Source organism: Arthrobacter sp. Y3225209 (assembly GCF_059090685.1).
This window is the reverse complement of sequence record NZ_JBNHFW010000001.1, coordinates 133879-148457: the sequence shown is the minus strand read 5'-3', so window position 1 is coordinate 148457 and position 14579 is coordinate 133879. Positions and strand designations below refer to the sequence as shown.

The window sequence follows — 14579 nt, the reverse complement described above, 5'->3', positions numbered from 1 at the left end:
TACGGCAAAGGGCCGCTGCCCATGGCAGCGGCCCTTTGCGCCGGCGTGGCCGGCTTGCAGGGGGTTTCCCGGTTATGAGGCGCGTCGTGCGCGGGCAGCGCGGCGCTTCAGTGCGCGGCGCTCGTCCTCACTCATGCCGCCCCACACACCGGCGTCCTGTCCGGTTTCGATGGCCCACTGGAGGCAGGTATCGATCACCGGGCAGCGCCGGCAGACGCTCTTGGCTTCTTCAATCTGAAGAAGAGCCGGGCCGGTGTTGCCTACGGGAAAGAAAAGCTCCGGATCTTTATCCAGGCAAGCTGCGCGGCTCCGCCAATCCATGTTGATCACTATCTCCTCTGAAAAGTTGACTCCTACGTGTTTGTGAAAACATTCACGAGCAACTACAAACTAAAGGGGCCGGTTTCGGCCCCTGATTTCCCTGTATCTAGCGTGGCACGTCAGCCGAACGCAAACAAGGGGTAACAACCGGAAAATATGGCCTCAGGGCTGAGGGATGCATCACAGGTCTTGTGTGCCATCCCAGTCATTTATCAGGCGGGAGCCGTCCCGGGACGCGCCGGTGCAGTACGTTTTTCGGCATTGTCCGCGTGTGCCTGACGATGCGTCCGAACGTCCACCGGTCCCCGATGACTCCGCTGCGGCCGCCCCCGACATGGCCGCAATCAGACTATGTCCGGTAGTGTGCCAATGTGTCAAGACCTAAGAATGCACCACAGGCAAAGCGGCCCCCGGCAGTACTCGTCATAGCTGCCGTACTGGTACTTGAGGCGCTGTGCCTCCTCGCCTTCGCCGGGTGGTACGGATACCAGCTGGCCGTCTCTACCCCGCTCTCACTCGGTGGAGCCGTTTTTACCCTCGTCTTCGCTGTGGCGCTGGCAGTCTGGCTGCTCGCTGTCGGCCACTTCTTCTTCCGCGGCTATCGATGGACCCGCTCCGCCGCCATGGTGTGGCAGCTCTTTGTTGTGATCATCGCCGTGCCGACACTGCAGGCCGGCCTGGTGCTGGCGGGCCTGGGTCTGCTCCTGCCCGCAGCCGCGGTGCTGCTGCTGCTGTTTACCAAACCGGTTCTGGAACATACCAAGCGGCTGACCGATGGGAATGACACCAAGGCCTATTAGCCGGAAGACCCCGTAGCTGTCGCTGCCTGCGCTTCCCGGACCACCGGCCCCTCGACTAGGTAACAGCGGCCAGCCGGATGCCGGGTTGCCGGGTCAACCCGCACGCCCAGGATGTCTCCGTCTGCGGGCCCCGCGGGGGCGAGGAGCACACCCCGGGGTGCCGAGCGGATCTGCATGGCCAGGGGGAGCCGGACCGTCAGCTGCGGCCCCGGGAGGGCCGCAAGGACAAGCCGTACTCCTTTGGCTTGGAGTGCGGCCAACTGCTGGTGCGCGGGCGGAGGCAGTGAATCCGCGTTGTCCACCAGGACCAGCATGCTTTCCGGAGGTTCGTCCGTCCTGTCCAGGGCGTCGATTACGGGCAAAAGGTCAGCCGGCCCGGTGACCAGCCGACTGTCCAGCGAGGTGTGCGCGGCACGTTTGACCTGATGCAGGAATGATGTTCTTCCGGATCCCCTGGGACCCAGGACGAGGAACAGGCTCGCCGGCGGTATCCGGACCGTTGCCGTCTCCAACTCATCGCCGCTGACTCCCACCGGTACATAATCTGCGGATACCGCCGGTCCGAGGGAATCCGGGCTGACGACACCCGGGAGGCTTTGGATCCGGTGCGGCCGGGCGGCCGCCGCAGGTAAGGGAGGCGCCGCTTTCGGGGCCGCCTCCGGCACCTGGAGCTGGGCAGACAATCCCTCGTCGGTTCCGATCCTTCCCTGTACGAGGGCACGCCCCGGGACCCGGTCCATGGGTGGAAGCCGCGGCCAGAGCAACAGTGTCTCGGCGCTGGCGTCTGCCGGAAAGTACAGGCGGTTGGGGATCAGCGGAAAAAACCGAGAGCTGAGTACTTCCCTATCGCCGGTGATAACCACACAGATGTCTGCGCGTTCCCCGTCGCGCATGAGATCGGCCAGGTCTTCTTCGCCGGTGAGTCCGCGAGCGGAACGGAAGGCCGTACACCACCGGGACCAGCCGGTAACCATGACGGTGATGCCGGGTGGCACCGTTCCGCTGGGCCCGCCAGCTGCCGGCGCCATGCGGCGCAGGAGCTCGGAGGCAAGGTAGGCCAGTACACGTGCGGCCCGCTTGGGATCCTGCGCTCCGACGTAGGCTCCCGTCTGGTCAGCGCCGTCCAGCCATGAGAGGCTGCCATCGGAATCCAGCACGTAAAGATGCCTGGCTGGAAGGACCTCCAGGTGTCTGCCGGCGAGCAGGGCAAGGCAGTCGGAGGTCCCGGCGCGGGAACTGCCGAGTACGGCGATGTGCGAGTCCCGCCGGGGGTGCCAGACCAGTGCCCGCTGGCGCTGCAGATTCGGTTCGTCCATGATCCCCAGGACCAGTTTCCCCGGCTCCTGGCGCAGGTGTGCCGCGGAAGCGAGCAATGATGCCGTCAGGACCGTGGGCAGTGGCTGCAGCACGGGACGGAACGGAACAGGGTAATTTCCCGCGGCCGCTGCTTCATTGATGGCGGAGCAGATGCCGGACAGCGTTCCGGTGTCGGCGGCCGTCGACGCCTGGGTGTCCGGAGCCGGACCCGCAGTGAGGTATTCGCCCAGTTCCAGGACCGTGCAGTGGCTGTTTATGCTTCGCATGCCGGTGGACAGGCTCTGGAACAAAAGGGCCGGACGGCCGCTGATGCCCGCGTAGGCGCGTCCGGGCAGATCTGCCGGTATGTCGGCAGCCGAGTCGGCATTGATGACGTCGCGGGAGTCCGGGGCAGACTGAACGCGCAGTGCAACGCTTGTGGCAATGTTTGCGCGGATGTCGGTGGTAATGCTGCCCTGCGGGCGCTGGGTGGCCAGCAGCAGGTGCAGACCCAGCGACCGTCCCACAGCTGCGATCCGCAGAAGCTCCGGCAGCGCAGCGGGTACCGCGTCAGCCAGCATGCGGAATTCGTCTACCGCCACCAGCAGTCGTGGAAGATGCTCCAGCGGCGGCCGGCCGGAGTTGTAGGCGCCGAGGTTGTCCGCCCCCGCGTCGGCCAGCAGTACCTCACGTCGCCGGACCTCCGCCCGCAGCGAGATAAGGGCCCGGGACACGTTCTCCGCAGAGAAATCGGTAAGGATGCCGACCGAATGGGGCAGGGCCGCCAGCGGCCCGAGCCCGGAGCCGCCCTTAAAGTCAATCAGGAGGACGGTGAAGGCAGTCGGTGGATGGATGGACGCCAGCCCGGTGATGAAGGCACGCAGGAACTCGGACTTGCCCGCCCCCGTGGTTCCGGCAACAAGGAAATGGGGGCCGTCGCGGTCCAGATCCAGGGTTACCGGACCCGTGGCGGACAGCCCGACGACCGCCCCGCCGTCCTGCCCGTCCCGTGCGGCCGTATCCGGGCCTCTTTCCTGCCAGCTCCGCAGGAGGACGCCGGGGTCCGAAGCGAAAAACGCATCGAAGGCCAGACGCCGCGGAAGTACCTCCGGCGAGGAATCGGAGCAGGGCGCGCTCCCGCCCAGGGCACGGCTGAGCCTGCTGAAAACCGGTGCACGGAGAAGATCGGGGAGGAATTCAAGCGCGTCCGAGCCCCGGGTAAGGATGCCCCTGGCCGCGACCAGCGACACATGTACAGCAGCAGGCGGGCCCCCGAGGCGGATGACGGTGCTTCCGGTTCGCCAATCATCCGGCAGTTCATCGCGCAGCTCCCCGGCAAACCCGGCCCATGCCCCGCAGACTCCCAGGACCAGGACCGCGGAACGGTACCGGGGATAGGGAGGAAGCAGCTTCCGCAGGCGGGAACCGGCCTCGGCCAGCGACGAGCGGGATGCCTCGGGCAGCGCGGCGAGGGTGACGCCGGGCAGGAACCTCCCATCGGTCTCAAGCTCATCAGCGGTCCCTGCACAAAGGATCAGTGCCTCTGAACGCGCACCTGCGGCGGCGGAGGCCTGGAGGAGGATGGTCCGGTACAGCGCTCCGGCCTCTGGTCCGTGCAGCGAAACCTCCCGGTCCCGTCCCAGCTGCAGGACAACAGGCGCGTCCTGCAGCTGCGGTGGCGCGAAACCCGGACGTACCGGGTGAACCTCCAGGTTGGCTGCCTGGTCCGCTGCTCCGATCCGCACCGGAACGCAGGAGGGATCAGAGCTGGAACCTGTGCCGTGCGGTTTCATCGGCGCCTGCGGCGGGCGGTCCCGGCCGGTACTGTGCGACAACGCCTCAGCCCCGACCATGGTCCGCACCGCGGTGGTGCCCGGATCGGGGGCAGCCCGGCGTCGGCGTTGGGCGTCCTCGCGGGCGGCCGCGGCAACCGTTGCAGCCTGTTCACGGCGCCGTCGGCTGCCGGAAACGGCTGCAACCAGTGCAGTGACTGCGGACAGGGCACTGAATGCGAGGAACATCCACATGCCGGTCGCCACTGCCAGGACCACCCCCAGCACAAGCGGCAGCAGGGCGCCTAACAGGAGCAGACCGGTTTTCTGGCCCTGTTCCTGGAGCTTTACCGTCAGCGGGCTGAACGGGTCTTCCGGCTGAGGGCCGGAGTCATGGTGCTCCGGGATCGGTGCGCCGGCCAGGACCAACCGGCAGGTACTGTATCCGATCCGCAGGGTCGACCCGGTGTGCAGGACCGCTTTCCGGACTCTTCCGCCGTCAACCCACGTCCCGTTGGCGGAGCCGAGATCACGGATGCTGACCGAATCGGTCGCCACAACCAGCTGTGCATGGTTGCGTGAGAGGGCCGGATCCGCGATTCCTATCCGGGGCCCTGCCCGTAGCGGAGCCGTGCCGAACACCGGGGGCTGTGTGCGGCCGACGGTGTAGGTGCCCCGCCGCAGCGCAATGATGTTGCCGGCGTCGGGCCCGCTGCAGACCACAAGCAGCAGCTGCGCCACCGGCAGGCCGGGGACAACCCGGGAAGCCCCCTGCGCGGGGGACAGGGGACAGGCAGAACGAACGATCACCGCGCCGTTGACGAACGGCTGCTGTCCGGGCGTGAGCTCCTGGAGGGCAAGCCCATGGATGGAAAGAGCCGCTTCACCGAAACGCTCAGTGAGCAGCGAGGCAATACCGGGGCCTGTGGTTCCCGCAGCAGCCTGAATGACCACTTCACAGAGACCGGACCGGTCCGGTCGGAAGCCTGTTTGGCTGCCCGGCGCATTCGCCAGCGTCACATGGAGCTGCAATATCCCTCCAAGGGTTGTATCCCGACTTTTACCTGCCTCAGCTGATTCCCCCGGTGTGCCGCAGCCGGAAGGTGGACATGTGAGGAATAGCCTAGGCAGACCGTAGTTCTGGTCACGTTTGCTGTGTGCAGCCGTGGATAAGCAGGGGAGGGCCCGTTGGGTGTGGAGGGAAGGTCAAGTCGTCCGCAGTAGACTGCATTAGTGAATACCGCTTTAGAAAGGCATGCGTGACTCACCTGAAAACCGGTCTTACGGTAGATGCAGCGCCGCGGACAGGCCGTAAAAGTACGTACCGTCCGGAAGTGCAGGGCCTCCGGGCGCTCGCCGTCCTTATGGTTGCCAGTTACCACATCTGGCTTGGCAAGGTCTCCGGCGGAGTGGACGTTTTCCTCCTTATCTCAGCCTTCCTGCTCTCTCTTTCCTTCATCAGGAAGGCCGAAGCCGGGCGTGCGCTGAACATCGGTCGCTATTGGCTACATGTCTTCAAGCGATTGCTGCCTGCCGTGGTTGTGGTGCTGCTGGGTGTTTTGACTGCTACAGCGCTATTCGTCCCCAAAAGCAGATGGAGTGAGATCCTCTCACAGAGCTGGTCCTCGCTTTTTTACGTCCAGAACTGGGCGCTTGCTGAAAACTCGGTGGACTACTACGCCACTGACCAGAGTGTGGCCAGCCCATTGCAGCACTTCTGGTCACTGTCCGTACAGGGGCAGGTATTCATCCTGTGGCCGTTGCTTTTCGCGTTGGCAACCGTCATTGCACGCATCATGAAGGTGCGCTTCAGGCATGCAGTGCTCGGCGTCTTCGGTGCTGTCTTCGCCGCATCGTTCGTGTTTTCGATCTATGAGACGTACACCAACCAGACCTATGCGTACTTCGATACTCGGGCCCGGTTATGGGAGTTTGCCTTCGGCACATTGCTCGTTCTGGCGCTTCCATATATCCGGCTCCCGAGGGCTGTTCGGATAGCTGCAGGTTGGACCGGTCTGGCGGCAATGCTCTCAGGTGGATTCATCCTGGATGTGCAGGGACAGTTCCCCGGATACGTGGCGCTTTGGCCTGTATTGGCGGCGACGCTCGTGATCCTGGCAGGACAGACGGGGAGCAAGTTCGGTGCAGACCGGTTCCTGTCCTGGAAACCCCTCATTCGGTTGGGCGACATGTCATATGCCCTGTACCTGTGGCATTGGCCAGTCCTGATTATCTACTTGATCTGGCGGGGCAGGGAAGAAGTCGGGCCGGTTGGCGGTACGGCGATTATTGGTCTCTCGCTTATCCTGGCGTACCTCACCACGAAGTTCGTGGAAAAGCCACTGCGTTCCCTGGCATGGGTGGAGAAGAAGCAGAGTCGCGGAATCCTGGCTATTGCAGTTTGCCTCGTGCTGGCAGCAGTACCACTGGCAGGATGGCAGGGTGGCCTCAAGATAGAGGCTGCCCGGCTGGCGGCTGACGCCGACCGCAACAACCCGGGAGCAGCGGTACTGCTCCCGGGCTACACTGATGAGTCCGACGCGAACGCTCCGACCCTGCCATTACCTGGTGGAGGGGAATGGGGTGGCAGCTCGATGAAGACACCTGGCTGCGATACTCTGACGGACGGCCCCACAGACGACCTCCTTGCGAAGCAATGCAGTCATTCAATGCCAGAAGCAGGTTATGACCGAACCATCCTCGTCATAGGCAGCTCACATGCCGAGCATTGGCTTCCAGCAGTGAATACCATGGCCGATAAAAACGGCTATCGAGTGATCTCACTGCTACTGACCGGATGTAACTTCAGCGGCACCGAGAGCAACGGTGGGGAGAGTGAATGCGACCGCTTCAACGTTGCGGCACTCGATTATGCGCTCACCCTCCGCCCCGACGCAGTTTTTACCCTTGCCACCCGATCAACAGTTGCGGGCCCGCGCGACGTCCCAGTCGAGGGGCTTAGTGACACAGCCGCGGTGCTTAGGAACAACGGCATCCAGTTGGTCGGCATAAGGGATACGCCGCGGTTTACGTTCAGGCCAACGGATTGTGCATATGAGGTGGGCGAGGACTCAGCTGAATGTGAGGTGCAACTCACGGAGGTCTTGGATCCGACGCCGCCGGAGGGTGTGTCTGAAACTGATGTGCGCTTTGTTGACTTCACGGACATGGTGTGTCCCGACGGTCTCTGTCGTCCTGCCATAGGCAACATCTTTGTCTATATCGACGATGATCACCTCATGGGCCAGTACGTACGATCGGCGGCTTCCGAGTTTGAACGGCGATTTGTAGAAGCAGTCGGCTGGTAGGAGCCAGCAATGGCTATCCGGATTGTCGGCTAACCTTGAGTGTCGGCAGTACTGGAGCTTCAGTACGCAACTAACAGGAGTAGATGTGAACGTTGACCTCGTCGTCGTCGGGTCGGGCTTTTTCGGCCTGACCGTAGCCGAGCGCGCTGCAAAGGAACTGGGCCTGAAGGTCGCGGTACTGGATCGCCGCCATCACATTGGTGGTAATGCCTACAGCGAGAACGAAGCGCAGACCGGAATTGAAGTGCACCGCTATGGAGCGCACCTCTTCCACACCTCGAACGAGCGGGTCTGGCAATACGTGAACCGCTTTACCGAGTTCACCAACTACGTTCACAAGGTCTACACCAGCCATAAGGGCGAGGTGTACTCGATGCCCATCAACCTGGGCACGATCAACCAGTTCTTCCGCGCCTCCATGGGCCCTGCCGAGGCCAAGGCGCTCATCCAGGAGCAGGCCGGCGAGCTCGCCGGGACCGATCCGGCGAACCTCAACGACAAGGGCATCCAGCTGATCGGCCGCCCGCTGTACGAGGCCTTCATCAAGTACTACACCGGCAAGCAGTGGCAGACCGATCCCAAGGATCTGCCGGCGGAAATCATCAGTCGCCTGCCCGTGCGCTACAACTACGACAACCGCTACTTCAATGACAAGTACGAGGGCCTGCCCGTGGACGGCTACACCGCGTGGATTGAGCGCATGGCCGACCACCCGAACATCCAGGTGCACCTGAAGACTGATTTCTTCGACGAGGGCCACGAGTTCTCCCGCGATAACACGCTCGGCCAGGTCCCCGTGATCTACACCGGCCCCGTCGACCGCTACTTCGACTACGCGGAAGGCGACCTGTCCTGGCGGACCATCGACCTGGAAGAGGAAGTGCTCCCCGTCGAGGACTTCCAGGGCACCTCGGTGATGAACTACCCGGATGAGGACGTTCCCTACACCCGGATCCACGAGTTCCGCCACTTCCACCCGGAACGGGACTACACCAAGGACGCCACGGTGATCATGCGTGAATACTCCCGCTTTGCCGAGAAGGGCGACGAACCGTACTACCCGGTAAACACTGCGGAAGACCGTGCCAAGCTGCTGGCCTACCGGGACCTGGCCAAAGGCGAGAAATCCGTTCTCTTTGGCGGTCGCCTGGGCACATACAAGTATCTTGACATGCACATGGCCATCGGATCGGCACTGTCGATGTTTGACAATAAGATCAAGCCCCACTTCACCGGGGGCGCAAAGCTGGAAAGCGGAGGAGTCGACGCGTGAGCAACGGCATTGTGGACGAGGCAGGGTATCTGCCGGGTATAACGGCGGCACGTCCGGACGAGGACAGTGATGCCGAGCTTCGGGTTCTGCAGCGGGTTGTCCTGCCCAACGACAAGGATCTGGATACACTGCCGCTCTACATCGACAGCGATACCGGCAAGGGTGGGCTGGATGCTGAGAACGGACGCAAGCAGGCACTGACTGCGCCCGGACGAAAACTGCACCCCGAGGATATCCTGAGCCGGTCTTCAGTGCGGGTCCGCCCGGGTGAGCGTCTTTCCTTTGGCTCATACTTCAACGCTTTCCCAGCCAGTTACTGGCGCCGCTGGACCACGGTGGAGAGCGTCATTCTCCGGGTCGGGACCGTTGGCGAAGGTACGGTCGTCGTTTACAAGTCCAATGCCCGCGGTGCAGCGCAGCGCGTGGAGTCACGCCAAGTGACCGGCACCGAAAGCACCGTTTTCGATCTCACGCTGGCGCCCTTCGGTGACGGCGGCTGGTACTGGTTCGATCTCATCGCCGATTCGGACGGGATGCAGCTGGATTCAGCGGACTGGAGCGCCGTATCCGACAAGCCCGCCGGAAGCGTAACGCTGGGTGTCACGACCTTCAACCGTCCCGATTACTGCCTGAACACCATCAAAGCCATCCAGACCGACGACGGTGTCCGCGAGATCCTGGACGAACTGATCATTGTCGATCAGGGCAACCAGAAGGTCTCCGACGAGGCCGGTTTCGACGATGTGGCCAAGGCGATGGGCAGCCAGCTGCGGATCATTGTTCAAGGCAACCTGGGCGGATCCGGCGGCTTTGCCCGGAACATGAGCGAAGCGGTGAAGGAGGGACGGTCGGACTACGTGATGTTGCTCGACGACGACATCATCGTTGAGACGGAAGGCATCCTCCGGGCAGTGGCCTTCGCTGACATGTGCCGCAAACCCACGATTGTGGGCGGACACATGTTCGACATGTACAACAAGTCCGTGCTGAACGCCTATGCAGAGGTGGTCAACCAGTACAAGTTCCGGTGGGGGCCGGTAGACGGCCTGGCCAACCACGACTTCGCACTGGAGGGCCTCCGTTCCTCGTCGATCCTGCACCGACGCTGGGATGCGGATTACAACGGCTGGTGGATGTGCCTGATCCCGACCCGGATCATCCGCGAAATCGGCCTGTCCCTGCCCGTGTTCATCAAGTGGGACGACGCCGAGTATTCCTTGCGCGCCCGATCGGTGGGCTATGCCACGGTCTCGCTTCCCGGTGCCGCCGTTTGGCATGTTTCCTGGGCCGACAAGGACGATTCCGTCGACTGGCAGGCCTACTTCCACGAGCGCAACCGGCTTATCGCCACACTGCTGCACTCCCCGTACGCCAAGGGCGGGCGCATCCTGCGTGAGAGCATGAACACCGACGTCAAGCACCTTTTCTCGATGCAGTACTACCCGCAGAAGGCCCGTTTGATGGCCCTGCGCGACGTGCTTCAGGGCCCCGAGAAGTTGCACGAGTCCCTTCCTGCGATGATGCCCAAACTCCGGGCATTGCGCTCGGAATACAGCGATTCGGTAGTCAAGCAGGATCCCGGCGCTTTCCCGGATCCGCACATGCGCAAGCCGCCGAAGAAACCCATCAGCACAAAGTCCCCGTCCCTGGCGTCTCTGGTTCCGTGGGCTGCCAAGACCATCCTGAAACAGACCGTGCTCCCTGTCGCCCCTGAATCGCGCGAGAATCCGCAGCTTGTGGTGGCCAACCAGGACAGCAAATGGTGGGTCCTGTCCAAGCTTGACAGCGCCGTGGTGTCCAACGCCGATGGAACCGGTGCTTCCTGGTACCAGCGGGACCCGAAGAAGGTCCGAAGCATGCTGGCTGAAGCGGCGGTCCTTAAGGCGCAGCTATTTGCGGAGTGGGAGCAGCTCAGCGCCCGCTACCGTGAGGCGCTGCCTGAAATCACTTCCATGGAATCCTGGCAGCGGACGTTTGATGAGAACCCCGGAAAGTAAGACAGTCCACTCGCAGGCGGGAATGCGTATGCAGGAAGAACTCACGGTACCGGGCCAGCCCGGCAGCCTCAAGGACGTACTGCGGCACCGGTTCCTCCTGAAGCTCCTTGTTTCCAAGGAGCTTCAGGTCCGCTACCGGGGATCGATTCTCGGCCTGCTCTGGTCCTACGTCAAACCGGGCATCCAGTTTCTGGTCTTCTACGTTGCCCTGGGTGTGTTCCTGGGACTTGAAGAGAGTGCGGGCAACCGGGGGGGCCTGCCGAACTATGCGATTTATCTGTTCTCCGGGATCGTGCTGATCAACTTCTTCACGGAAGCCCTGGGTAACGCGTCGCGGTCGATTGTGGGCAACGGCGGGTTGATCAAAAAGATCTACCTGCCCCGGCAGCTGTTCCCGGTTGCCTCGGTGTGGGTCTCCGGCGTGCATTTCGTGCCGCAGATGGTCATCCTGATCGGGGCTTGCCTCTTCAGCGGCTGGCGGCCGTCCCTGCTGCAGCTTGCAGCGGCAGCCGCCGGCTTCCTGATCGTGGCCATGCTGGCCACAGGGCTCGGCCTGCTGTTCGGCGCCATCAACGTTTACTTCCGTGATGCGGAGAACCTGGTGGACATGCTGTTGATGGTCGCAACCTGGGCTTCGCCCGTGCTCTATTCCTGGACCATGGTGCAGTCCAAGCTGGGAGAGACGTTTTTCAACTTTTACCAGCTGAATCCGATCACAGTGGGCGTCGAGACGTTCCACTACGCATTCTGGCTTCCCACCACCGACGGCTCCCAGTCCATCCCCCCGCATCTGCTGTCCGTCTGGATCCCCGTTGCGCTGGCCATTTCCGCAGCAGTACTGCTGATTGGTCAGCTCGTCTTCCGTCGCCTTGAGGGCCGTTTCGCGCAGGAGCTGTGAACCGTGGCAAGTGCCATTGAAATCCATAACATCAACAAGCAGTTCGTTCTACGGCACACCCGTTCCATGAAAGAAGCATTTGTCTGGCTCGTCAAGGGGCGCAAGGGCGACCTGTCCGAGAAGTTCCATGCTCTCAAAGGTGTTTCGCTGAACGTTGAACAAGGCGAGACCGTTGCATTGCTTGGTCTGAACGGTTCAGGAAAATCCACGCTGCTAAAGCACATTTCAGGTGTCATGCGTCCGGACAGCGGTACTGTGGGAACCCGTGGACGGGTTGCCGGGCTGATTGAAGTAGGCGCCGGTTTCCACCATGATCTCAGCGGTCGGGACAACGTTTATCTGAACGGGGCGATCCTCGGTATGACCGAGGAGGAAATCAACGCGAAGTTCGACTCGATCGTCGAGTTCTCCGAAATCGGCCAGTTTATCGACACCGAAGTGAAATTCTATTCCTCGGGCATGTACCTGCGGCTTGCCTTCTCCGTCGCCGTGCACACCGATCCCGAAGTCTTCCTGGTGGACGAGATCCTCGCCGTCGGCGATGAGCCGTTCCAACGCAAGTGCATCGATAAAATCAAGGAGCTCGCGGGGGAAGGGAAGACACTGGTGGTCGTCAGCCACGATCTTGATCTGGTCTCCCGCATCTGTGAGCGGGGCGTGCTCCTGGAACACGGCGAAGTGGTCATGGACGGCCCGGTGCGCGACGTCGTTGACCGCATGCGCGGCAACTGACAGGCGCGCACCGGGGAACCTCCTGCACCTCCGCCGGTGAGCCGCGGAGGTACAACATAAGAAGAAGGACCCGCCGCTTTTGCGGCGGGTCCTTCTTTTTACCTATGGAACGTCCCGGCATAACTGGCGCCCGAAGGCCGGCGCCGGGTGGCCCAGTTGGTGTCCCTGCGCCACCCACGCAGCGGCCGCTAAGACCGCATGGGCCGCTGCGTGGGTGGCTAATCGCAGCCGGTGATCTTGTAGAGGTTCGCCTCCGGGCCGGTGGACTTGACCAGTTCGAAACCTGGTTTCCCCGCCAGGTCCATCACACCGGCGTACTGGGAGCCGGTGTCCGACAGTGCCTGCGTACCGAAGTCCAAGACATACTCCACGTTCTCGTCAACGATGGCCGCACAGACCTCAGGGCTGAAGTCGGGCAGCTCTTCGGAGATAAGGATTCGCTCGGGATCATTGCTGGCGAACATGTGCGGGGTTAGGACCTCCCGCCCACCGAAGGCATACGCCGCGGAACTGCCGTTAGCAGGGTTGTCAGCAATTACGGCACCTTCGGGGACGTAGTCGGCAATGTTCTCGACGAGTTCGCGTTCAGCGGGCGTAATCATGGGGGAGGAGTCGTTAAAGGCATACACCGGCATGGTGAACTTGATGTACTCCTTGACGGGACCAAAGTACCCCAGCAGAGCCATGGCCACGGTCAGGACTGTCAGGGAGAGGACGCGTATCGGACGCACTGCGGCCCAGCGTTCTTCCATCCTTTCCGCGGTAGGTTCCGGCAGGGCAGTGCGGATCCATTGGATGATCGCCCACGCTCCAACCGCGCCGAGGATAGTCGCGAATACCGGAAGGAAAGCCGCCAGCCGGTTGGTGTCCTGGTACCAGTTACCTGTCAGGAAGTTGCGCAGGAAACCCCGGTCCTGGGAGGCATCCACTACGTAGAACCAGACTGCCAGGGCGTAGCTTACGATCAGCCAGCGGTGGGTCCGGATCTGGAACAGGTACACGACGCCGGAAATCGCCAGGACCGTCACGAACCAGTTGGTGGGGGTGCCCATCGGGCTGTTGGTCAGTGCTTCGCCAATAGCACCGCCCGTCGTGGTGTAGGGTCCCCATGAGTCATAGAAGGCAGGCCGAAGACGAAGCCAGACGAGCATCACGGCGACGGCACCAACAACCGTCAAGGCACCGAATGCAGCCAGCTTGGAGCCTCCTGCGCGATGGTTCAGCCGCCGCCTGAACGCGTGCCACCAGACGGTTACGATGAGCGGCAGGGAGAATACCAGCAGCGCATTGACCACGCTCATATGGGCAGTGGAAGCTCCGGCCAGGGCAAGGAGGAAGGCCATCCACCAGGAACGCTGCAGGTGCTGGTCCTGATCGAGGTCGGTCCCGCGGAACAAACGGACCACGATACCCAGCAGAAGCGGAAGCATGCTGGTGGCCAGCGTGTTCGGGAACAGTGGCCCCCACACAAGCAGGCTGAACGGGAAGGCGATCTGTGATGCGGAAAGGATGCCCGCCGTGAGGGTGATCAGGGCATTGTTGCCAAAAACGCTGCGCGCGAAGAAGACGCAGGCAAGAGTCCAGACGACGCTTGCGGAGACGATGTTGATGGAGTTTTCCGCCAGGGGAACGCTGGCACCCGTCAACTGGACCGTAAGGGCGGCAAATGAGTGCCAGACGGCCGGGTAGACACCGACGGCGCCTTCGCCTTGGAGCTCTCCAAGGGTCAGCGAGGATGCGTTGCCGGTCTCGAGGACATGGCGGATTGCGTTGAGGTGGAATACATTGTCGAAGTTCTGCGCGAAGTGCTCCGGTTGGCCGATCAGCTGCATGATCCGGCGCGATACCATAGCCGCGGCCACAAGGACGGCCGCCAGGGGTACTGCCAGTGTCCGCCAGGCGCTACGGCTGCGGTCTTCCGGCTGCGGCCGGGTGATGCCCCTGGTACGGATTGAGGTTGCGATCCATGCGGCCACACAGGTCAGCACAGTACCGCCGGCATAAACCCATACCGACCAGTCCAAGCCTATGATTCCGCCCAGAATCCCGAAGACGCCAACGATTGCAGCGGAGAATGCGGGTGCCAGGGCAACCGCGGAGAATCCTCGGAAGCGCAGTGCCAAGGCGACCAGGAGGCCTGGTATTACCACCATCCCGGCAGTCACCAAAAGCACAGGTAGTA

At 62.5% G+C, this 14579-nt stretch carries 9 protein-coding genes; 6 read left to right on the top strand and 3 right to left on the bottom strand.

The window, feature by feature from the left end:
- Positions 1–72: 72 nt before the first annotated feature.
- Positions 73–321 (bottom strand): WhiB family transcriptional regulator, encoded by a 249-nt coding sequence (locus tag AC5RVB_RS00685; protein WP_055239553.1) that lies wholly within the window; start codon positions 319–321, stop codon positions 73–75.
- 371 nt (positions 322–692) lie between these two features.
- Here AC5RVB_RS00685 and AC5RVB_RS00680 point away from each other — a divergent pair, with 371 nt between their 5' ends.
- Entirely contained in the window at positions 693–1121 is a 429-nt protein-coding gene (locus AC5RVB_RS00680) for a hypothetical protein (RefSeq protein WP_494141716.1), read from the top strand.
- On the opposite strand, the gene AC5RVB_RS00675 is transcribed toward AC5RVB_RS00680, so the two are convergent.
- Positions 1118–5143 (bottom strand): FtsK/SpoIIIE domain-containing protein, encoded by a 4026-nt coding sequence (locus AC5RVB_RS00675; RefSeq protein WP_494141715.1) that lies wholly within the window; start codon positions 5141–5143, stop codon positions 1118–1120. The two genes, AC5RVB_RS00680 and AC5RVB_RS00675, sit on opposite strands and share 4 nt — an antisense overlap.
- Before the next feature lie 305 nt (positions 5144–5448).
- Here AC5RVB_RS00675 and AC5RVB_RS00670 point away from each other — a divergent pair, with 305 nt between their 5' ends.
- The 5 genes from AC5RVB_RS00670 (at position 5449) to AC5RVB_RS00650 (ending at position 12397) form a co-directional block, all read left to right on the top strand.
- Positions 5449–7497: an acyltransferase family protein gene (locus AC5RVB_RS00670; protein ID WP_494141714.1), complete on the top strand. Its 2049-nt coding sequence runs from the start codon at positions 5449–5451 to the stop codon at positions 7495–7497.
- 85 nt (positions 7498–7582) lie between these two features.
- Entirely contained in the window at positions 7583–8770 is a 1188-nt protein-coding gene (glf, locus tag AC5RVB_RS00665; RefSeq protein ID WP_227929592.1) for a UDP-galactopyranose mutase, read from the top strand.
- Entirely contained in the window at positions 8767–10767 is a 2001-nt protein-coding gene (locus AC5RVB_RS00660; protein ID WP_423724633.1) for a glycosyltransferase, read from the top strand. Before glf ends, AC5RVB_RS00660 begins: the two co-directional genes overlap by 4 nt.
- Positions 10768–10789: 22 nt before the next feature.
- The gene (locus AC5RVB_RS00655; protein WP_494141713.1) at positions 10790–11665 is read left to right on the top strand and encodes an ABC transporter permease; all 876 of its coding nucleotides are present in this window, start codon (positions 10790–10792) and stop codon (positions 11663–11665) included.
- A gap of 3 nt (positions 11666–11668) precedes the next feature.
- A complete protein-coding gene (locus AC5RVB_RS00650; protein WP_494141712.1) occupies positions 11669–12397 on the top strand; it encodes an ABC transporter ATP-binding protein in 729 nt (242 codons plus the stop codon).
- A gap of 218 nt (positions 12398–12615) precedes the next feature.
- On the opposite strand, the gene AC5RVB_RS00645 is transcribed toward AC5RVB_RS00650, so the two are convergent.
- Entirely contained in the window at positions 12616–14550 is a 1935-nt protein-coding gene (locus AC5RVB_RS00645; protein WP_494141711.1) for a DUF6541 family protein, read from the bottom strand.
- Between the last annotated feature and the right edge of the window lie 29 nt (positions 14551–14579).

Excerpts from the sequence above, each read along its gene's own strand:
- AC5RVB_RS00685 (WP_055239553.1), bottom strand. The coding sequence starts at position 321 with ATGGATTGGCGGAGCCGCGCAGCTTGCCTGGATAAAGATCCGGAGCTT.
- AC5RVB_RS00655 (WP_494141713.1), top strand. The coding sequence starts at position 10,790 with ATGCGTATGCAGGAAGAACTCACGGTACCGGGCCAGCCCGGCAGCCTC.
- AC5RVB_RS00645 (WP_494141711.1), bottom strand. The coding sequence starts at position 14,550 with ATGGTGGTAATACCAGGCCTCCTGGTCGCCTTGGCACTGCGCTTCCGA.